At 67.2% G+C, this 19,243-nt stretch carries 30 protein-coding genes; 29 read left to right on the forward strand and 1 reads right to left on the reverse strand.

What is annotated here, in order from left to right; translation table 11 throughout:
- The first annotated feature begins 2 nt into the window (after positions 1-2).
- From rpsS to ACIBO2_RS55915, 29 genes are all read left to right on the forward strand, one after another.
- Positions 3-281, forward strand: a complete 279-nt coding sequence (gene rpsS / locus ACIBO2_RS55775) for a 30S ribosomal protein S19 (protein ID WP_357650645.1) — start codon at positions 3-5, stop codon at positions 279-281.
- Positions 282-312: 31 nt separating this feature from the next.
- Positions 313-666, forward strand: coding sequence for a 50S ribosomal protein L22 (rplV, locus tag ACIBO2_RS55780; protein ID WP_219539598.1), 354 nt, complete (start codon positions 313-315; stop codon positions 664-666).
- Positions 666-1,520, forward strand: coding sequence for a 30S ribosomal protein S3 (gene rpsC, locus ACIBO2_RS55785; RefSeq protein ID WP_357948170.1), 855 nt, complete (start codon positions 666-668; stop codon positions 1,518-1,520). The genes rplV and rpsC overlap by 1 nt, the downstream gene beginning before the upstream one ends.
- A gap of 2 nt (positions 1,521-1,522) precedes the next feature.
- Positions 1,523-1,942: a 50S ribosomal protein L16 gene (rplP, locus tag ACIBO2_RS55790; protein WP_219539596.1), complete on the forward strand. Its 420-nt coding sequence runs from the start codon at positions 1,523-1,525 to the stop codon at positions 1,940-1,942.
- Positions 1,942-2,178: a 50S ribosomal protein L29 gene (gene rpmC, locus ACIBO2_RS55795; RefSeq protein ID WP_214633180.1), complete on the forward strand. Its 237-nt coding sequence runs from the start codon at positions 1,942-1,944 to the stop codon at positions 2,176-2,178. The genes rplP and rpmC overlap by 1 nt, the downstream gene beginning before the upstream one ends.
- A complete protein-coding gene (rpsQ, locus tag ACIBO2_RS55800; protein WP_219539595.1) occupies positions 2,171-2,467 on the forward strand; it encodes a 30S ribosomal protein S17 in 297 nt (98 codons plus the stop codon). Before rpmC ends, rpsQ begins: the two co-directional genes overlap by 8 nt.
- Before the next feature lie 228 nt (positions 2,468-2,695).
- Positions 2,696-3,067 carry a 50S ribosomal protein L14 gene (gene rplN, locus ACIBO2_RS55805; RefSeq protein ID WP_225293942.1) on the forward strand — a complete coding sequence of 124 codons (372 nt, stop codon included), beginning with the start codon at positions 2,696-2,698 and terminating at the stop codon, positions 3,065-3,067.
- A gap of 8 nt (positions 3,068-3,075) precedes the next feature.
- Positions 3,076-3,378: a 50S ribosomal protein L24 gene (rplX, locus tag ACIBO2_RS55810; protein WP_225293984.1), complete on the forward strand. Its 303-nt coding sequence runs from the start codon at positions 3,076-3,078 to the stop codon at positions 3,376-3,378.
- Positions 3,378-3,953, forward strand: coding sequence for a 50S ribosomal protein L5 (gene rplE / locus ACIBO2_RS55815; RefSeq protein ID WP_225293940.1), 576 nt, complete (start codon positions 3,378-3,380; stop codon positions 3,951-3,953). Before rplX ends, rplE begins: the two co-directional genes overlap by 1 nt.
- A 2-nt stretch (positions 3,954-3,955) precedes the next feature.
- Positions 3,956-4,141 (forward strand): type Z 30S ribosomal protein S14, encoded by a 186-nt coding sequence (locus ACIBO2_RS55820; protein WP_090769707.1) that lies wholly within the window; start codon positions 3,956-3,958, stop codon positions 4,139-4,141.
- A gap of 169 nt (positions 4,142-4,310) precedes the next feature.
- Positions 4,311-4,709 (forward strand): 30S ribosomal protein S8, encoded by a 399-nt coding sequence (gene rpsH, locus ACIBO2_RS55825; protein ID WP_192789898.1) that lies wholly within the window; start codon positions 4,311-4,313, stop codon positions 4,707-4,709.
- 16 nt (positions 4,710-4,725) lie between these two features.
- Positions 4,726-5,268 (forward strand): 50S ribosomal protein L6, encoded by a 543-nt coding sequence (gene rplF, locus ACIBO2_RS55830; protein ID WP_358553084.1) that lies wholly within the window; start codon positions 4,726-4,728, stop codon positions 5,266-5,268.
- 2 nt (positions 5,269-5,270) lie between these two features.
- Positions 5,271-5,654, forward strand: a complete 384-nt coding sequence (rplR, locus tag ACIBO2_RS55835; RefSeq protein WP_225293936.1) for a 50S ribosomal protein L18 — start codon at positions 5,271-5,273, stop codon at positions 5,652-5,654.
- A gap of 27 nt (positions 5,655-5,681) precedes the next feature.
- Entirely contained in the window at positions 5,682-6,311 is a 630-nt protein-coding gene (gene rpsE, locus ACIBO2_RS55840) for a 30S ribosomal protein S5 (RefSeq protein ID WP_049572667.1), read from the forward strand.
- 2 nt (positions 6,312-6,313) lie between these two features.
- A complete protein-coding gene (gene rpmD, locus ACIBO2_RS55845; protein ID WP_080043226.1) occupies positions 6,314-6,496 on the forward strand; it encodes a 50S ribosomal protein L30 in 183 nt (60 codons plus the stop codon).
- A 2-nt stretch (positions 6,497-6,498) separates the two neighbouring features.
- On the forward strand, positions 6,499-6,954 hold the full coding sequence (rplO, locus tag ACIBO2_RS55850; RefSeq protein ID WP_358553082.1) for a 50S ribosomal protein L15: 456 nt from the start codon (positions 6,499-6,501) through the stop codon (positions 6,952-6,954).
- Positions 6,955-7,123: 169 nt separating this feature from the next.
- Positions 7,124-8,434 (forward strand): preprotein translocase subunit SecY, encoded by a 1,311-nt coding sequence (gene secY / locus ACIBO2_RS55855; protein WP_225293931.1) that lies wholly within the window; start codon positions 7,124-7,126, stop codon positions 8,432-8,434.
- Entirely contained in the window at positions 8,434-9,084 is a 651-nt protein-coding gene (locus ACIBO2_RS55860; RefSeq protein WP_225293929.1) for an adenylate kinase, read from the forward strand. Before secY ends, ACIBO2_RS55860 begins: the two co-directional genes overlap by 1 nt.
- A 110-nt stretch (positions 9,085-9,194) precedes the next feature.
- The gene (gene map, locus ACIBO2_RS55865) at positions 9,195-9,998 is read left to right on the forward strand and encodes a type I methionyl aminopeptidase (RefSeq protein WP_357948177.1); all 804 of its coding nucleotides are present in this window, start codon (positions 9,195-9,197) and stop codon (positions 9,996-9,998) included.
- A gap of 20 nt (positions 9,999-10,018) precedes the next feature.
- On the forward strand, positions 10,019-10,447 hold the full coding sequence (locus ACIBO2_RS55870) for a DUF1707 domain-containing protein (RefSeq protein WP_357948180.1): 429 nt from the start codon (positions 10,019-10,021) through the stop codon (positions 10,445-10,447).
- A 138-nt stretch (positions 10,448-10,585) separates the two neighbouring features.
- On the forward strand, positions 10,586-11,035 hold the full coding sequence (locus ACIBO2_RS55875; protein ID WP_358553080.1) for a hypothetical protein: 450 nt from the start codon (positions 10,586-10,588) through the stop codon (positions 11,033-11,035).
- Between the two features lie 379 nt (positions 11,036-11,414).
- Positions 11,415-11,636 (forward strand): translation initiation factor IF-1, encoded by a 222-nt coding sequence (gene infA, locus ACIBO2_RS55880; RefSeq protein ID WP_012887858.1) that lies wholly within the window; start codon positions 11,415-11,417, stop codon positions 11,634-11,636.
- Positions 11,637-11,660: 24 nt separating this feature from the next.
- Positions 11,661-11,774, forward strand: coding sequence for a 50S ribosomal protein L36 (gene rpmJ / locus ACIBO2_RS55885; protein WP_003956441.1), 114 nt, complete (start codon positions 11,661-11,663; stop codon positions 11,772-11,774).
- A 218-nt stretch (positions 11,775-11,992) separates the two neighbouring features.
- Complete coding sequence (rpsM, locus tag ACIBO2_RS55890) at positions 11,993-12,373, forward strand: 30S ribosomal protein S13 (protein ID WP_214633192.1); 381 nt, start codon at positions 11,993-11,995, stop codon at positions 12,371-12,373.
- A 45-nt stretch (positions 12,374-12,418) separates the two neighbouring features.
- A complete protein-coding gene (rpsK, locus tag ACIBO2_RS55895) occupies positions 12,419-12,823 on the forward strand; it encodes a 30S ribosomal protein S11 (RefSeq protein ID WP_020542285.1) in 405 nt (134 codons plus the stop codon).
- Positions 12,824-12,843: 20 nt separating this feature from the next.
- Positions 12,844-13,470, forward strand: a complete 627-nt coding sequence (gene rpsD, locus ACIBO2_RS55900) for a 30S ribosomal protein S4 (RefSeq protein ID WP_225293921.1) — start codon at positions 12,844-12,846, stop codon at positions 13,468-13,470.
- Positions 13,471-13,563: 93 nt separating this feature from the next.
- Positions 13,564-14,580, forward strand: coding sequence for a DNA-directed RNA polymerase subunit alpha (locus tag ACIBO2_RS55905; RefSeq protein ID WP_214633194.1), 1,017 nt, complete (start codon positions 13,564-13,566; stop codon positions 14,578-14,580).
- A gap of 157 nt (positions 14,581-14,737) precedes the next feature.
- Positions 14,738-15,280, forward strand: coding sequence for a 50S ribosomal protein L17 (gene rplQ / locus ACIBO2_RS55910; protein ID WP_397305098.1), 543 nt, complete (start codon positions 14,738-14,740; stop codon positions 15,278-15,280).
- Between the two features lie 120 nt (positions 15,281-15,400).
- Positions 15,401-16,387: a tRNA pseudouridine synthase A gene (locus ACIBO2_RS55915; protein ID WP_358553076.1), complete on the forward strand. Its 987-nt coding sequence runs from the start codon at positions 15,401-15,403 to the stop codon at positions 16,385-16,387.
- A 191-nt stretch (positions 16,388-16,578) separates the two neighbouring features.
- On the opposite strand, the gene ACIBO2_RS55920 is transcribed toward ACIBO2_RS55915, so the two are convergent.
- Entirely contained in the window at positions 16,579-18,993 is a 2,415-nt protein-coding gene (locus tag ACIBO2_RS55920) for a hypothetical protein (protein WP_397305099.1), read from the reverse strand.
- Positions 18,994-19,243 lie beyond the last annotated feature (250 nt).

Below are 19,243 nucleotides of genomic sequence, written 5' to 3' on the forward strand. Positions count from 1 at the left end.
ATATGCCACGTAGCCTTAAGAAGGGTCCCTTCGTGGACGGCCACCTCGCCAAGAAGGTGGATGTCCAGAACGAGAAGGGCACCAAGACCGTCATCAAGACGTGGTCGCGGCGCTCCATGATCGTGCCTGACATGCTCGGGCACACGATCGCCGTACACGATGGCCGCAAGCACGTCCCGGTGTTCGTCACCGAGTCGATGATCGGCCACAAGCTGGGAGAGTTCGCCCCGACGCGCACCTTCCGCAGCCACGTCAAGGAAGACCGCCGCAGCCGGCGATAGACGCCTTCAGAAGCAGTAAGAGGAGTAAGCGATGGAAGCCAGGGCTCAGGCGCGGTTCGTCCGCGTCACGCCCCTCAAGGCCCGCCGTGTGGTGGACCTTATTCGCGGGCTGCCCGCTTCGGAGGCGCAGGCCGTGCTGCAGTTCGCTCCCCAGTCGGCGAGCGAGCCGATCTACAAGGTGCTCTCGAGCGCCATGGCAAATGCAGAGCACAACTTCGATCTCGACCCCCAGACGCTCTTCGTGAGCCGGGCGTGGGTCGACGAGGGCCCGACGCTGAAGCGGTTCCGTCCGCGTGCCCAGGGTCGTGCCTATCGGATCAACAAGCGGACGAGCCACATCACCGTGATCGTGGAGTCCCGCGAGCCGAAGGGAAGGACCCGATAGTGGGCCAGAAGGTTAACCCGCACGGGTTCCGCCTCGGCATCACGACCGACTTCAAGAGCCGGTGGTACGCCGACAAGCTGTACAAGTCGTACGTCGCCGAGGACGTGTCGATCCGTCGCATGCTGCAGAAGGGCATGGAGCGGGCCGGTATCTCCAAGGTGGAGATCGAGCGCACGACCGACCGCGTCCAGGTCGACATCCACACCGCCCGGCCGGGCATCGTCATCGGCCGTCGCGGCGCGGAGGCCGACCGGATCCGTGGCGACCTGGAGAAGCTGACCAAGAAGCAGGTTCAGCTCAACATCCTCGAGGTGAAGAACCCCGAGATCGACGCCCAGCTCGTCGCGCAGGGTGTCGCCGAGCAGCTCTCCAGCCGTGTCTCGTTCCGCCGCGCCATGCGCAAGGCGATGCAGTCGGCCATGAAGAGCGGCGCCAAGGGCATCCGGGTGCAGTGCTCCGGTCGTCTTGGCGGCGCCGAGATGTCGAGGTCGGAGTTCTACCGCGAGGGTCGCGTGCCGCTGCACACGCTCCGCGCGGACATCGACTACGGCTTCTACGAGGCCCGCACCACCTTCGGCCGCATCGGCGTGAAGGTGTGGATCTACAAGGGCGAGGCGCCCACGAGCCGCGCCGAGCGCGAGGCGGCGGCTGCCGGCGCCCGTGCCGGCCAGCGTCGCGAGCGTGACGACCGTCGCGGTGGCGGCGGTGGCGGCGGCGACCGTCCGCGCCGTGGTGGCGCCGGTGGCGCCCGTCGCGGTGGCGGTCGTGGCGACCGTGCCCCCAGGACTGAGGCGGCCTCACAGGCTGCCCCCGAGACCGGCCCGGCTGCGCAGCCGGGTGCTGAAGGGAGCTGACCATGCTGATCCCGCGCAGGGTCAAGCACCGCAAGCAGCACCGGCCCGACCGCAGTGGCGCCGCCAAGGGTGGCACCAGGGTCGTGTTCGGCGAGTTCGGCATCCAGGCTGTTGAGCACTCCTACGTGACCAACCGCCAGATCGAGTCGGCTCGTATTGCGATGACCCGTCACATCAAGCGTGGTGGAAAGGTGTGGATCAACATCTACCCCGACCGCCCGCTGACCAAGAAGCCGGCTGAGACCCGCATGGGTTCCGGTAAGGGTTCGCCCGAGTGGTGGATCGCCAACGTCAAGCCGGGTCGCGTCATGTTCGAGCTTTCCGGTGTCGCCGAGTCGGTTGCCCGCGAGGCGCTCACTCGCGCGATCCACAAGCTGCCCATGAAGTGCAAGATCGTTAAGCGTGAAGTTGGTGAGGCGTGATGGCTAAGGGCCTGACCGCCGGCGAGCTGCGAGTCGAGGACGAGGACACCCTGGTCCAGAAGCTCAAGGAAGCCAAGGAGGAGCTGTTCAACCTCCGCTTCCAGGCAGCGACCGGACAGTTGGAGAGCCACGGGCGGCTGCGCGCCGTCCGCCGCGAGATCGCCCGTATCTACACCGTGATGCGCGAGCGCGAGCTTGGCATCATCACGGTCGAGAAGGAGACGAGCGATGGCTGAGACCGAGACCACAGAGACCACCGAGACGAACGACGACGCGCGGAACTTCCGCAAGGTCCGTGAGGGCCTGGTCGTCAGCGACAAGATGGACAAGACCGTCGTCGTCGCCGTCGAGGACCGGGTCAAGCACCGGCTGTACGGCAAGGTCATCCGCCGTACGACCAAGTACAAGGCGCACGACGAGGCCAACGCCTGTGGCGTCGGCGACCGCGTGCTGCTGATGGAGACCCGCCCCCTCTCCGCCACCAAGCGGTGGAGGGTCGTGGAGATCCTTGAGAAGGCCAAGTAACCTAACGGCTTCTCGGATATAACGCGCCTCGTGGGGGCCGCCAAGCCCCCATGACGGTGTCCAAGGACGCGAGGCTCCGGCCTCGCGTCGCCTGCGGTGCGGCTCCAGAGCCACCCGAAGCCCCTGGGCTTTCGGAGGGCACTCAGGGGCTGTAGCCGGAGGAACAAGACCATACGAGTTCCGCCAGGCTCGGTAACGAGAACCGGCGCGACTAATCAGGAGAAAACAGTGATCCAGCAGGAGTCGCGGCTCAAGGTCGCCGACAACACGGGTGCCAAGGAGATTCTTTGCATCCGCGTTCTCGGTGGCTCGGGCCGACGCTACGCCGGTATCGGCGACGTGATCGTCGCCACCGTCAAGGATGCCCTGCCCGGTAGCACCGGCGTCAAGAAGGGCGACGTGGTCAAGGCCGTCATCGTCCGCACGGCCAAGGAGCGCCGCCGGCCGGACGGCTCCTACATCCGCTTCGACGAGAACGCCGCCGTCATCATCAAGGACAGCGGTGACCCTCGTGGCACCCGTATCTTCGGCCCGGTGGGCCGTGAGCTGCGCGACAAGAAGTTCATGCGCATCATCTCGCTCGCGCCGGAGGTGCTGTAATGCCGAAGCTGCATGTGAAGAAGGGTGACCTCGTCCAGGTCATCACCGGCAAGGACAAGGGTGCCAAGGGTCATGTCATCGCCACCCTCCCGCGGGAAGACCGCGTGGTGGTCGAGGGCGTCAACATGATCAAGAAGCACACCAAGGAGACCCACCAGGGCCCGCGTGGCGCCAAGACCGGCGGCGTGCAGACCATGGAGGCTCCCATCCACGTGAGCAACGTGAAGAAGCTCAAGGACGAGAAGCGCGAGGACAAGCCCGCCGACAAGAAGGCCGAGGACAAGGCCGACGAGACGGGTGAGGACAGCTGATGACTGCCACGACCACTGAGACCGAGCGTCCGACGCCGCGCCTCAAGACGAAGTACCGCGAGGAGATCGCGGCCAAGCTTCGCGAGGACTTCGGCATCGAGAACGTCATGCAGATCCCCGGCCTGGTGAAGATCAAGGTCAACATGGGTGTCGGCGAGGCGGCTCGCGACTCGAAGCTCATCGAGGGCGCTGTGCGCGACCTCACCGTGATCACCGGCCAGAAGCCGGCCGTCGTCCGGGCGCGCAAGTCCATCGCCCAGTTCAAGCTGCGCGAGGGCATGCCGATCGGCGCGCACGTCACGCTCCGCGGCGACCGGATGTGGGAGTTCCTCGACAGGCTGCTGTCGCTGGCGCTGCCCCGCATCAGGGACTTCCGTGGCCTGTCGCCCAAGCAGTTCGACGGCAACGGCAACTACACGTTCGGTCTGACCGAGCAGGTCATGTTCCACGAGGTCGACCAGGACAAGGTCGACCGGCCGCGGGGCATGGACATCACGGTCGTGACCACCGCGAAGACCGACGACCAGGGCCGGGCGCTGCTGAAGCTCCTCGGGTTCCCCTTCAAGGAGGCCTGATCATGGCGAAGAAGTCGCTGATCGCCAAGGCAGGGCGTAAGCAGAAGTTCGAAGTCCGGGCGTACACCCGTTGCACGCGTTGTGGCCGGCCCCGCGCCGTCTACCGCAAGTTCGGGCTCTGCCGTGTGTGCTTCCGTGAGATGGCGCACCGGGGCGAGCTGCCCGGCATCACCAAGTCCAGCTGGTAGTTACCCTTGGGGGCGGCCACGTGTCGCCCCCGTGGGGGCTGCTCGCCGTACATATGTTGAACCTGTCAAACCGGGTGCTCTCCTAGAGAGCGCCCATGACCGCGCCGAAGGTCCACCGGTAGAGCTCCGCTTCACCGACTGGAAACCGCGGCGAGGAAGGCCACTGGCCATGACGATGACCGACCCGATCGCAGACATGCTGACGCGTCTGCGTAATGCGAACTCGGCGTATCACGACAGCGTGACCATGCCGTATTCGAAGATCAAGGCGCACATCGCCGAGATCCTCCAGCAGGAGGGTTACATCCAGGCTTGGACCGTCGAAGACGCCAAGGTTGGCAAGAACCTCGTGGTGGAGCTCAAGTTCGGGCCTACCCGTGAGCGGTCGCTCGCGGGGCTGCGCCGGGTGTCGAAGCCCGGTCTGCGGGTGTATGCGAAGAAGGACAACCTGCCTCGCGTTCTGGGAGGGCTGGGTGTCGCGATCATCTCGACGTCCGCCGGTCTCATGACCGACAAGCAGGCCGGCAAGCGTGGCGTGGGCGGGGAAGTCCTCGCCTACGTCTGGTAGAGGGGAGGAACACAGCATGTCGAGAATCGGACGGCTGCCCATCCCTGTGCCGAGCGGCGTTGACATCGCGATCAGCGGCCAGGATGTCCAGGTCAAGGGCCCGAAGGGCACGCTTTCTCATACAGTCGCGGATCCCATCAAGGTGGGTCGCGATGACGACGGCGCTATCGCCGTCACCCGGCCCAACGACGAGAACAAGGTCCGTGCGCTGCACGGCCTGTCGCGGACGCTGATCGCCAACATGGTGCAGGGCGTCACGCAGGGCTACTCCAAGACCTTGGAGATCGTCGGCGTCGGTTACCGCGTTCAGGCCAAGGGCCCGGCGCAGCTGGAGTTCGCACTGGGCTTCAGTCACCCGGTCATCGTCGACGCCCCCGAGGGCGTCACCTTCCGCGTCGAGAAGCCGACCCTGTTCCACGTGGACGGCATCGACAAGCAGAAGGTCGGCGAGGTCGCGGCCAACATCCGCAAGTTGCGCAAGCCTGACCCGTACAAGGGCAAGGGCGTGCGTTACCAGGGCGAACAGATCCGCCGCAAGGTCGGAAAGGCTGGTAAGTAGGCATGGCTCCGAAGACTGCGTTCGGCAAGCACACGGCTGCCCGCACCGTCTCGCGGGCCCGCCGTCACCGCCGCGTCCGCAAGAACGTCGTCGGTACGGCCGCGCGTCCGCGCTTGGTCGTCAACCGTTCGACTCGTCACCTGTTCGTGCAGATCGTGGACGACTCCGTCGGCCACACGCTGGTGAGCGCGTCCACCATGGACTCCGCGCTGCGCACGCTCGAGGCTGACAAAACCGAGAAGGCCAAGAAGGTCGGCGAGCTCCTCGCTCAGCGGGCCAAGGAAGCCGGGATCACGGCGGTCGTGTTCGACCGCGGTGGCAACCGCTACGCCGGGCGCATCGCCGCTCTGGCGGACAGCGCCCGCGAAGGTGGGCTCGAGTTCTGATATGGCAACTGAGATGAGGAACCACTGATGGCTGCAGCTCCGCGTCGCGGTGGCGGCACCGGTGGCGAGCGGCGGGACCGTCGTGACGATCGCCGCGGTGGCGCCGCCGACAAGGGCGTCTCGTACATCGAGCGCGTAGTGAAGATCAACCGAGTGGCCAAGGTCGTGAAGGGTGGTCGTCGCTTCAGCTTCACCGCCCTCGTCGTCGTCGGTGACGGCAACGGCCTGGTCGGCGTCGGCTATGGCAAGGCCAAGGAAGTCCCCGCGGCCATCGCCAAGGGCGTCGAAGAGGCCAAGAAGCACTTCTTCAAGGTCCCGAGGATCCAGGGCACCATCCCGCACACCGTGCAGGGTGAGGAGGCGGCCGGTGTCGTCTTCCTGCGTCCGGCTTCCGCCGGTACCGGCGTCATCGCCGGTGGCCCGGTGCGCGCCGTTCTGGAGTGCGCCGGCATCCACGACGTCCTGTCCAAGTCGCTCGGCTCGGACAACCCCATCAACATCGTGCACGCCACGGTGGCGGCTCTGAAGGGTCTTTCCCGGCCCGAGGAGATCGCCGCCCGCCGTGGTCTGCCGATCGAGGACGTCGCTCCGGCCCGGATGCTGAAGGCTCAGCGCGAAGGCATCGCCGAAGCGGCGGCCGCCAAGGCGGTGAGCTAGTCATGGCACGCCTGAAGATCACTCAGGTTCGCTCGAAGATCGGTGGCAAGCAGAACCAGCGTGACTCGCTGCGTTCGCTTGGCCTGAAGCGAATCGGCGATGTCGTCGTCAAGGAGGACCGGCCCGAGATTCGCGGCATGGTCTCCGTGGTGACGCACCTCGTCGAGGTGGAAGAGGTCGACTAGTCATGACTGACAAGGCTCCGCTCAAGATTCACGACCTGCGTCCGGCCCCCGGCGCCAACAAGTCCAAGATCCGCAAGGGTCGCGGCGAGGCGTCCAAGGGTAAGACGGCCGGTCGCGGCACCAAGGGCAGCCACGCCCGTACGACGGTCCCCCTCGGTTTCGAGGGTGGCCAGGTGCCGCTGCAGAGGCGTCTGCCGAAGCTCAAGGGCTTCTCCAACGCGCTGTTCAAGACGACCTACCAGGTCGTCAACCTGGACAGGCTCGGCGAGCTGTTCCCCGAGGGTGGCGAGGTCACCGTCGAGACGCTGGTCGCCAAGGGTGCTGTCCGCAAGAACCAGCTGGTGAAGGTGCTCGGCACCGGCGAGATCTCGGTCGCGGTGAACGTGCGGGCGCATGCCTTCTCGTCTTCCGCGAAGGAGAAAATCGCCGCTGCTGGGGGTTCCGTTACCGAGCTGTAAGAGCTATTACGAGGCGTGGGGGCTCTGACCATGGGCCCCCACGCCCGTAGTGCGTTAGAGTTCGCGAGACGGCAGGATTCTGTCCGGCTCGTTTTGACATGAGACTTCTGATGGCAGATCCCCGCACCATCGCATACTCACACCGCCTTATAGGCGCGCAGGAGGGACCGTGCTGACCGCGTTTACCCGGGCGTTCCGGACGCCGGATCTGCGCAAGAAGTTGCTCTTCACTCTGGGCATCATCGCGCTGTTCCGACTCGGCTCGGTTCTTCCGACTCCGGGAGTTCACGTCCAGAACCTTGCGTCCTGTTTTGATCAGGTCCGCAACGGTGAAAACGGCAATATCTACGGGATGGTGCAGCTGTTCAGCGGCGGCGCGCTCCTGAAGCTGTCGGTGTTCGCACTGGGCATCATGCCGTACATCACCGCCAGCATCATTCTCCAACTTCTCGTCGTCGTGATCCCACGCCTTGAAGCCCTCAAGAAGGAGGGGCAGGCCGGTCAGACGAAGATCACACAATATACGCGTTATCTGACGATCGGTCTGGGCATCCTGCAGTCGACGGCGTTCATCGCGCTGGCGCGCTCCGGGCAGCTCTTCCAGGGCTGTGACAAGGACGTCCTGCTCGACCCCGACAACATCTTCATGATCGTCACGATGGTCGTCATCATGACGGCCGGCACCTCGGTCATCATGTGGCTGGGCGAGCTCATCACCGACCGTGGTGTGGGCAACGGCATGTCGATCCTCATCTTCACGCAGGTCGTCGCGGTCTTCCCGTCCGAGCTGGCCAGCATCTTCCAGGCCAACAAGTTCACCTTCGCCGTCGTCATGGTGGTAGGCGTCTTCATGATCGCCGCCGTGGTCTTCGTCGAGCAGGCGCAGCGCCGCATTCCGGTGCAGTACGCCAAGCGGATGGTCGGCCGCAGGATGTACGGCGGCACGTCCACCTACATCCCGCTGAAGGTCAACCAGGCCGGCATCATCCCGGTCATCTTCGCGTCCTCGCTGCTCTATCTGCCGCAGCTGCTGACCTCGCTGTTCGCCAACGCGGAGAACCCCAACGCGGTCGTGCAGTGGATCTCCGCGAACCTCACCAAGGGCGACACGCCCATCTACATGATCACGTTCTTCGTCCTGATCGTGTTCTTCACCTACTTCTACGTGTCCATCACCTTCAACCCCACTGAAGTGGCTGACAACATGAAGAAGTACGGTGGGTTCATTCCGGGCATCCGCCCGGGACGGCCGACGGCTGGTTACCTGAGTTTTGTGCTCACCCGCCTGACCGCCCCCGGCGCGCTCTATCTGGGTCTGATCGCCATGATCCCGATCGTCGCGCTCGCGGTGGCCGGAGCGAGCCAGAACTTCCCGTTCGGAGGGACGAGCATTCTGATCATGGTTGGCGTCGGCCTGGACACGGTCAAGCAGATCGAGAGCCAGTTGCAGCAGCGTAATTACGAAGGCTTCCTGCGGTAGTGCGTCTCGTTCTGGTCGGGCCCCCCGGAGCGGGTAAGGGGACACAGGCCCAGTACATCGCGTCGAACCTGTCCATCCCGAAGATCTCGACAGGTGACATCTTCCGTGCCAACGTCTCCGGGGGCACGGAGCTCGGCAAGCTCGCCAAGACGTTCATGGACCGCGGCGACCTGGTGCCCGACAAGGTCACCATCGCCATGGTCCGCGACCGTCTCGCCGAGGACGACGCGCAGGACGGCTTCCTGCTCGACGGCTTCCCCAGGAACGTCGCTCAGGCCGAGATCCTGCGCGACATGCTGAAGGAGTGGGGCCAGGCGCTCGACCTGGTCCTGGAGCTGGTAGTTGACGACGACGAGGTGGTCAGGCGGCTGGCCGGCCGCCGCACCTGCAGCCAGTGCGGTCGCATCTGGCACGTCGAGTTCGATGACAAGAAGGACGACCGGTGCGACGCCTGCGGCGGCACGCTGTTCCAGCGTGACGACGACAAAGAGGAGACGGTCAGGCATCGCCTGGAGGTCTACCAGGAGCAGACGGCGCCGCTGGTGTCCTACTACGCGGACGAGGGCATCCTCGTGGGTGTCGACGCGACCGGTCCGGTCGAGGAGGTCACCCAGCGGGCCATGGAGGCCATCCGCCCTTTCATGGGGTAAGCCCGATGGCCGACTGCGGAGGTGGCACGGATTTCCGTGCCACCTCGCGGCTATTGTGAGGGAATTGGGCTCCCACATCTGCCCGTTGAGACCCCGGGGGGGTGCCACACGTGTTCAAGAAGAACCGGCATGGAATCCAGATCAAGACGCCCGAGCAGCTCGACAAGATGCGGGCGGCCGGTCTGGTGGTCGGGCGAACGCTCGATCTGTTGAAGCGCTCCGTCGAGCCGGGGATGACACCCCTGGACCTCGACGCCATCGCGGAGAAGGCGATCAGGGATGAGGGCGCCATCCCGTCGTTCAAGGGCTATCAGGGGTTTCCCGCCACGATCTGCGCCTCGGTCAACGAAGAAGTCGTCCACGGCATCCCGACGAGCGCCCGCGCGCTGCGCGAAGGCGACGTCATCTCCATCGACTGCGGCGCCATCCTCGACGGCTGGCACGGCGACTCGGCGGTCACGGTGCCGGTGGGGGAGGTGGACCCGAAGCTCACCGAGCTCATGCGGATCACCGAGGAGTCGATGTGGCGCGGCATCGCCGCGCTGACCGTCGGCCGCCACCTGTCGGACATCGGGTACGAGGTGGAGCGCTACATCAAGTCGCAGGGCCGCTTCGGCATCCCGCCCGAGTACGGCGGCCACGGCATCGGCACCGAGATGCACATGGACCCGTGGATCGCCAACCACGGCCGTCCCGGCAGGGGACCCGTGCTGGAGGCCGGGATGTGCCTGGCGATCGAGCCCATGGTCAACCTGGGCACGGAGCGCACGCGCGTACTGGCCGACGATTGGACCGTCGTGACGATCGACGGGAAGCAATCCGCACACTTCGAACACAGCGTCGCGGTGACACATAATGGTCCTTGGGTGCTAACCGCCCTCGATGGGGGCGAAGAGCGCTTGGCGCAGCCGTAGACGAGCCGGGAGTGGTGGGTATGGCGCAGAGCCCCGAGATGCGTGCCTCGGACGTCGACAGAGATCGGGTGGCCGGCGTGCTCCGGGAGCACACCGCGCAGGGCCGCATCACGATGGACGAGTTCAACGAGCGGCTCGAACAGCTCTACCAGAGCAAGACCTATGGCGAGTTGGCCCGGCTGACCGCGGACCTGCCGGACGTGGACCTGCGCAACCCGCCCGCCAAGCTGACCGAGCCCACCCCGGCGCCCAAGAGCGGCATGCACTCGGGAATGCGCGCGGCCTGGAGCGCGTGGGCCGCGGCGAGCTCGATCAACTGGGTGATCTGGCTGATCGTGAGCGTCACCTCCGGGCACATGATCTACCCCTGGCCGCTGTGGGTGATGGGTCCCTGGGGTGCGATTCTGCTGATCAGCACCATCTTCGGGGGCGGTCAAAAGCGTCAGTGAGTGTGTAGTAGTGCACTGTGTGTATTCGTCCGCAGAAGGCGGCGAATGTCCTTCCTAACGTAAGCGGTGCCGGACAACAGAGGGGCTCACCCGAGCAGTCCCGGTCCGGTACGGGGAACCGTCTTACAGGAGGACACAGTGGGTATTCGTCACCTTCTCGCGGGCACCGCTCTCGCCGGCTCGATGGTCGCCGGTGCGCTGGCCATCGCTCCCACGGCCCAGGCCGACGCCGCGACCGCCACCCAGGCGCAGAGCGCCCAGGCCGGCCCGAGGCACTTCTTCGGCCCGTACTTCTCCAACGGCTCCGAGAACGGCGGCCACGAGTCGTACTTCAAGGGCTACTGGCAGAAGCGCGGGGGCAACTACTACTTCTACGGCGACCTGTACGACCGTCACCACAACGACGGCGACTACAGCTACGTGTGGTTCCAGTACTACGACCGGCACGGCGACTTCCACCGCAACTGGTACCGGTCCGACGACCGCCGGCACTTCGACAGCATCCGCTTCAAGAGGGACTTCAAGATCCAGGTGTGTGAGGGCGGCTCGCGCAACAGCGGCTGCGGCGGCTGGCACGACGTCTTCTAAGCACATCAGCGTCTTCACGGCACATCAGGGGGGAGTCATCCCAGGGGGTGTGCTGACTCGCGAGGGCCCGCCGGTTCGCCGGTGGGCCTTTGCTGTGCCACCCGAACCGCTGTGCCGCCTGAATCGCTGTGCCGCCCGAATCGCTGTGCCGCTCGGCTCATACGGGTTCGCGGGTGGGGTAAGCTGACTCGTGGTTGTGTCAGGACACCTGACACGCGTTTCGCGTTTTTGTCTCAGGTGTCGTACACTCCTTACTCGGCTCACTATGACTATCACGCGTCGGCGCCCGTTGCCGGTCGCCGCTCTCTTCGAAGCGTGAGGTCGCGGCTGCTTAGTGAACCGGAGCCTCAGACGATCGATCAGTGAAACGCGAGGAATTTTGGCCAAAAAAGACGGCGCCATCGAGATCGAGGGCACTGTGGTCGAGTCGCTCCCGAACGCTATGTTCCGGGTGCAGCTTGACAACGGCCATAAGGTCCTGGCCCACATCAGCGGACGGATGCGGATGCACTACATCCGGATCCTGCCCGACGACCGGGTAGTCGTGGAACTGAGCCCCTACGACCTGAGTCGTGGGCGGATCGTCTACCGATACAAGTAAGACGTCTGAGGAACACGAAGGACAATGAAGGTAAAGCCGAGCGTCAAGAAGATCTGCGACAAGTGCAAGGTGATCCGCCGGCACGGTCGCGTCATGGTGATCTGCGACAACCTGCGCCACAAGCAGCGTCAGGGTTAGTCGCCGTAAGGCTTCTCCGAGTCCGCCCCAGTCAGGGAGCGGGCTCGACGCATGAGAAGCCTGAGACAGTAATCGCGCGTCACACCTGAGCAGGCGGCCTGATTTCCGGGCCGTACCACCCAGGAGACCCTCGGTCGGAGGCCGAGGCCCTCACCCCGGGCATGGGGAGGGGACGTGAGGCGCAAGACCTCCGCCACAACGAAGGAGAATGCCCGACCATGGCTCGCCTGGTTGGCGTCGACCTCCCCCGCGAAAAGCGGCTGGAGATCGCTCTCACCTACATTTACGGAATCGGCCGCACCCGTGCGCTGGAGGTCCTCGAGGCCACCGGTGTCAGCGGCGACACCCGCGTGCATCAGCTCACCGACGCTGAGCTCGTCCCGATGCGTGACTACATCGAGGCGAACTTCAAGATCGAGGGTGACCTGCGCCGTGAGGTTCAGGCCGACATTCGCCGCAAGATCGAGATTGGGTGCTACCAGGGCATTCGGCACCGCAAGGGCCTGCCTGTCCACGGTCAGCGCACGCAGACCAACGCGCGCACCCGCAAGGGCAAGAAGAAGACCGTGGCCGGCAAGAAGAAGCCCGGTAAGAAGTAGTCCACGCAGCCGCGGGACCGAACACCTCAGGAGTGAAGGCAAAGGATGCCTCCTAAGAGCCGTCAGGGTGCGCCCAAGAAGGTGCGCCGCAAGGAAAAGAAGAACGTCGCTCATGGGCACGCCCACATCAAGAGCACGTTCAACAACACGATCGTTTCGATCACCGACCCCAACGGGAACGTGATCTCCTGGGCCAGCGCCGGCCACGTGGGTTTCAAGGGCTCCCGTAAGTCCACCCCGTTCGCCGCTCAGATGGCCGCCGAGAACGCCGCCCGCCGCGCCATGGAGCACGGCATGCGCAAGGTTGACGTCTTCGTCAAGGGTCCCGGCTCCGGCCGTGAGACCGCGATCCGTTCCCTTCAGGCCACCGGCCTCGAAGTGGGTTCGATCCAGGACGTCACCCCGGTTCCGCACAACGGCTGCCGTCCGCCGAAGCGCCGCCGCGTCTGACACCCAGGAGAATCTGAGAAATGGCTCGTTACACGGGTGCGGACTGCAAGCTCTGCCGCCGCGAGAAGACCAAGCTCTTCCTCAAGGGCAGCAAGTGCGAGTCCGCGAAGTGCCCCATCGAGATCCGTCCTTACCCGCCGGGTGAGCACGGCCGCGGACGTCCCAAGGAGTCCGAGTACCAGCTTCAGCTTCGTGAGAAGCAGAAGACCCGCCGCATTTACGGCGTCCTCGAGAAGCAGTTCCACAACTACTACGAGGAAGCCACCCGCAAGAGCGGCAAGACCGGTGAGGCGCTGCTCCAGATCCTGGAGAGCCGTCTCGACAACGTGGTCTACCGCGCCGGGTTCGCCCAGTCGCGCGACGCCGCTCGCCAGCAGGTCCGTCACGGACACTTCCTGGTCAACGGCAAGAAGGTCGACATCCCCTCGTACCGCGTGCGTGAGCACGACATCATCGAGGTCCGTGAGACCAAGCGCAACCTGCTCCCGTACGAGGTGGCTCGCGCCACCGCCGGTGACCGCTCGGTCCCGGCGTGGCTCGGCGTCGTGCCGGACAAGATCCGCGTCCTGATCCACCAGCTGCCGGTCCGTCAGCAGATCGACACCCAGGTTCAGGAACAGCTGATCGTCGAGTACTACTCGAAGTAAGTAGTGGTTGAGGTGCGGTTCGCCGCACCTCAACTAGGCTTGTATCGGAGTGGCGTCATATAGCGGGCGCCACACGAAAAGGGGAGACCCCACATGCTGATCGCTCAGCGCCCGACTCTTCTCGAAGAGTCGATCGACGACACCCGATCCCGATTCGTCATCGAGCCGCTGGAGCCGGGTTTCGGCTACACCATCGGCAACTCGGTCCGCCGCACGCTGCTGTCGTCCATTCCGGGCGCGGCCGTGACGAGCATCCGGATCGAGGGCGTGCTGCACGAGTTCTCGACCGTTCCCGGGGTCAAGGAAGATGTCACCGACATCATCCTCAACCTCAAGGAGCTCGTCGTCTCCTCCGAGCACGACGAGCCGGTCGTGATGTACCTGCGCAAGCAGGGCCCGGGTGAGGTCACCGCCGCCGACATCGCGCCGCCGGCCGGTGTCGAGGTGCACAACCCCGAGCTGCGCATCGCCACGCTCAACGGCAAGGCGAAGCTGGAGATGGAGCTGACCGTCGAGCGCGGTCGCGGCTACGTCTCCGCCGCGCAGAACAAGCAGCCGGGTCAGGAGATCGGCCGCATTCCGATCGACTCGATCTACTCCCCGGTGCTCAAGGTCACCTACAAGGTCGAGGCGACCCGAGTCGAGCAGCGTACCGACTTCGACCGTCTGATCCTCGACGTCGAGACCAAGCCGGCCATGAAGCCCCGCGACGCGGTGGCCTCCGCCGGTAAGACCCTCGTCGAGCTCTTCGGCCTGGCCCGTGAGCTCAACGTCGAGGCCGAGGGCATCGACATCGGCCCGTCGCCGACCGACGCCGCCCTGGCCGCCGACCTGGCGCTGCCGATCGAGGAGCTGAACCTCACCGTTCGCTCCTACAACTGCCTCAAGCGCGAGGGCATCCACACCGTGGGTGAGCTCGTCGCCCGCAGCGAGCAGGACCTGCTCGACATAAGGAATTTCGGCGCCAAGTCGATCGAAGAGGTCAAGCAGAAGCTGCACGAGATGACGCTGGCGCTCAAGGACTCCCCGCCCGGGTTCGACCCGAGCGCGGTGGCCGGCGCCGGCTACGACGACGACGACAGCGCGTACGTCGAGACCGAGCAGTACTAAGCCATCGCGAGGGCTCTGCCTCGCGACTCCCCGCGCCGAACGGTTCCCGTTCGGCGCGGGCGACGGTAACGGCTCGCATCGCCCCTAGAGCGACTGCGACCGGCCCGACTTCGGTACCTGGTACGGCCGGGGCGGGTTAACTCACAAGGAGAACGCAATGCCCAAGCCCACCAAGGGTGCACGTCTTGGCGGCAGCCCGGCGCACGAGCGGCTGATCCTGGCGAACCTCGCCACGGACCTGTTCCGCCACGGCAAGATCCGCACCACGGTTGCCAAGGCCAAGCGCGTCCGTCCGCTGGCGGAGCGCCTGATCACCAAGGCGAAGAAGGGCGACATCCACAACCGTCGCCAGGTGCTCACGGTCGTCAAGGACAAGGGCGTCGTCCACCACCTGTTCACGGACATCGCGGTGACGTTCGCCGAGCGTCCCGGCGGTTACACCCGCATCACCAAGGTGGGCGCCCGTAAGGGTGACAACGCCCCCATGGCGGTGATCGAGCTGGTGACCGAGCCGCTGAACCCGGTTCGCGTGTCGCGCACGGAGGCTCCGGCCGCCGCTGCCGCTCCCGCCGCTGAGGCCGAGACTGAGGCGCCGGCCGCCGCGGAGACCGCCGCGTCGGACGAGGCCGCCACGGCTGAGGCCGCTGAGTCGGGTTCGGCCGAGGCTGAGGCCGGCGAGGCTAAGAAGGACGAGGCCTGATCCGTCAGGTCAGCTGAATCGGGCCCAGACCCCCTTTTATGCGGGGATTCCGGGCCCAGTTGAATCGGGCTCGAGCCCCTCTCGCGGGGGTTCGGGCCTGTTCGCGTTTTGGGGAGGGCGATGGTGGTACGGCTCCGGCTTGATCTCGGCTATGACGGGACCGACTTCTCCGGGTGGGCCAGGCAGCCGGGGCTGCGTACGGTCCAGGGGGAGATCGAGCGGGCGCTCGGCAGGATCCTGCGGCTGGCCGAGCCACCGGCGTTGACCGTCGCCGGGCGTACGGATGCCGGGGTGCACGCGCGCGGGCAGGTGGCGCACGTGGATCTTCCCGTGGAGGCGTTCTCCGCCCTCGACCGCAACCACCGGAGATCCGCCGGGCCCGAGCCTGCGGCGGCCCCCACGGCGGCTTTTCTGGCGGCCGACTCCGCGGCTCTCTTTCCGGCTGTCGGCTCTGTGAGGGCCGGCGCGGTGTTGCCGCTGGACGTGGATGAGCGGCTCGCTACACTCCTGCGGCGGCTGGCCGGGGTGCTGGAGTCAGATGTACGCGTTCATCGGGTCTCCGTGGCTTCTGAGGGCTTTGACGCGCGGTTCTCCGCCTTGTCACGGCGGTACGCGTACCGGGTCAGTGACGCGGCCGGTGGGGTGGATCCGTTGCGGCGCCGGGAGGTGGTCTGGCACAACCGGCCGCTGGACCTGGACGCGCTGAACGCGGCGGCCACGCACCTGCTCGGCGAGCACGACTTCGCCGCCTTCTGCAAGAAGCGCGAGGGGGCCACCACGATCCGGCGGCTGCAACGGCTCGACTGGGTGCGGGAGGGCGACGGGGTGCTGGTCGCCACCGTGGTCGCCGACGCGTTCTGCCACTCGATGGTGCGGTCGCTGGTCGGCTCCCTCCTGTCGGCCGCCGATGGGCGCCGGCCTGTCGAGTGGCCCGGGCAGGTGCTGGGGCGGGCCGTACGGGACTCCGGGGTGCATGTGGCGCCCGCGCACGGCCTGTGCCTGGAAGAGGTGACCTACCCGCCGGACGCGGAACTCGCCGCGCGCGCCCTCGCGACCCGGCGCGTCCGCACGCTGGGCGATGATCCGCCCGCCGTCGACGCGCCGTAACCCGGCCTGTCCGTACGCCGGGCGGTGATCCGCCCGCGGTCGGCGGGCCGTCTGTCAGCGCGTCCGGCCGCCTGCTGCCGACGAGCCATGGTGCAGCGCGTTCGTGCGTTGGGCGGTGACCCGCTTGCGGCAGCCCGGCGCGTCGATTCGTCTGTTGTCGGCGAGTGCGTAGCCCCGTGCCGAGCGGGTTGTCAGTCGTTGGTGAGGCGGCGTTCCAGGGCCTGGGAGGTCTGGTCGCGGAAGGCGCCGCTGACCTTGCCGAGTGTCTTCTCCTTGGTGCCTGGTGTGTGGCCGTCGGCGTACGTGGCGTAGCTGAAGACGATGTAGCGGCCCCAGACCAGCCCCGCGGCATAGCCGCCCGCGATCTCCACGCGTTCGCCGCCCGAGCCCGCCGCCGCGGGCAGGCCGCGGAACCAGACGTTGCGGCCGAGGTTCTTGGCCTTGTCGGCGCTCATGGCGGCCTCTTTGGTGGGCAGTACGGCGATGCCGGTCGTCACGGCGTAGCGGCGCTTGGTGTCGACGTACGTCGCTCGTACGATCCGGCTGCACTTCTGCTCGCGCAGCGCGTCGGCGAAGGGACCGGAGGCGGCCTTCTCGCAGCTCCCCGTCATGTCGGTCTTGACCTTGGAGAAGACGGCTCCCTCCGCCTCGATCTTCTTCTTCGGGAACGCCTCGGAGAGCGACATCTTGCGCGGGTCGGTCTGCTCGGAGTTGAGGATCGAGGTGGCGGGGACGACCGGGGTCGTGGAGGCATCGGGGCTGACGATGGCCGGGGGTGCCGTCGTCGGCGGCTCCTTGGCGGCCGTCGTGGCGGCGGGCGCTGATGGGGCGCTCACCGACTTGTAAGCGAAGAAGCCGCCCGTGGCGACGCCTGCCAGAGCGAGCACGCCCAGGGTGATGAAGAGTGCTTTCCGGCCCGCCGGCTTGCCGGGCTGGCCGGTGGCGGGCGGTGTCGCCTGGAACGGCGATTGCTTGAACGGCCCCTGCCCGTAGGCGGCGGGCGGTGTGGAGCGGTCCTGCGAGGCCGGGACGGGCAGGGCGGCGGTGGGCTTCTGGCCCCATACCTCGAACGGGAGGTCGGGGACGTTGCCCTTCTGCTGGGTTCCGCCAGGGGGGATCGGCGGCCAGACCGGGACGTCGCTCGGCTCGACCGGGTGTCCGGCGGCGTTCGGGTCGAAGGCGGGCGGCGGGGTGCCCGGGTCGAAGGCGGTTGGTGGGGTGCTGGCGTCGAACGCGTGCGGGCGGGCGTTGGGGCCGAAGGCGTGGGGGGCCGTCGCGTCGAACCCCGGCGCGGTCGCGTTCGGGTCGAAGGTGAGCCCGGTGGCGTTCGGGTCGAAGGTGCTGGGGGCGCCGGTGTTGGGGTTGAAGGCGTGGGGCGCCGTCGCGCCGGACGCGGGCGTAGTGGGGTTCGCGTCGAAGGTGGGATCGGTGGCGTTCGGGTCGAAGGCCGGTGGGGCCGCCTCATTGGCGGCGAAGGGGCGGGCGGACGCGCCCCTCGCGTCGAAGGGGGCGGTCAGGTTCGGGTCGGTCAGGTTCGGGTCGGTCTGGTAGTCCTCGGCGTCCTCTGAGGGGTCGGCCTCTTCGTAGTCGGCCGCGGGTTGCCCGAACGCGGGGCCCTTGGTCGTCGGCCCGCCGTACACGGAGCTCTTGGGCGCGGGGTCGCTGTCGTCGGACGCGGGGGCTCCGGGCGGGATGATGCCCCCCGGGCGGGTGGGGGAGTCGTCCGGGGGCGAGCTGTCCGATGGGACGTTCCAGGGCGATGTCGGGCCGGACACGTCGTCGGAATCCGGCTCCACGGCGAGTTCGCCCGTGGCGGCGGGCCAGGGCGGCATGGCGGGCGGGTCGGCCACGGGGGCGGGCCATACCTGCATGCCCGCGGCCGCCGCGGTGAAGGCCGGTGGCGGCTCCCACGACGGCGCACCGGGCACCACGGGGTCGGCCGCCCAGGTGGCGGGCTCCTCGGGGGCCCAGGTGGCGGGCTCCTCCGGGATGGGTGCGGGCCAGACGCCGGACGCCGGAGACCATCCGGCGCCGGGCTGGCCGGGAGCCGGGGCGTCCTGCCCCGGCTCGGCGCGCGGCCACGAGGGCTGGGGGCCGGAGGCCTGACCGCCCGATTCGGACTCGGCGGACTGCCATGGAGGCTGAGCGCCCGGCCCGCCGGCGTGTGATGGAGGCTGAGCGCCTGGCCCGGGGGGATGTGACGGAGGCTGAGCGCCTGGCGCCGGGCTGTGCGACGGAAGCTGGGCGCCCGGTCGCGGGGTCTGCGACGGAGGTTGAGCGCCCGGTCCCGGAGCGGGCGGCCTTGTGGGTGCGGAGCCGGCGGGCGGAGGGCCCGCGGCGGGAGGTCGCGGAGACGGGGACGGGGTGCCGGGCTGGGCGCCGAGGTTGCGGGGCAGGCGGCCGCGCATGGGGCGGGGCGGGCCCTGGGGGTCGGCGAACCAGTCGTACGGCGCGGCGTCGTCGCCCGCCACCTCCCACGGCTGCGCGCCAGGGAAGGCCGGCAGCCCAGGAAGGTCGGACTGGTCCTCGGCCGACGCCGGGTCCGACGGCTGTGGTTCGAACGGTTGCCACTCGGACGGCGAGTCGAAGTCCGATGCCCCGGTCACCGTCTGCTCAGCATCCGATGGCGTGCCCGGGAAAGCGGGCAGCATGTCATGACCGGCATCGTCATTATCGGCACTCCCGTAGGCGGCACTCTCGTAACCGGCACTCTCGTAACCGGCGCTGTCAGAGCCGGAGTCAGCGCCCGTGCCGGGCTCCGGTGGCGATGCTGGAGTAGCTCCGGGCGCCTCGTGAGACGCCCGTGACTCGGGATATTGAAGGGGCTGGCCGAAGCTCGGCGGTGGCGTCGCCGGT

The organism is Nonomuraea sp. NPDC050022 (assembly GCF_044460705.1).
Classification (GTDB): domain Bacteria; phylum Actinomycetota; class Actinomycetes; order Streptosporangiales; family Streptosporangiaceae; genus Nonomuraea.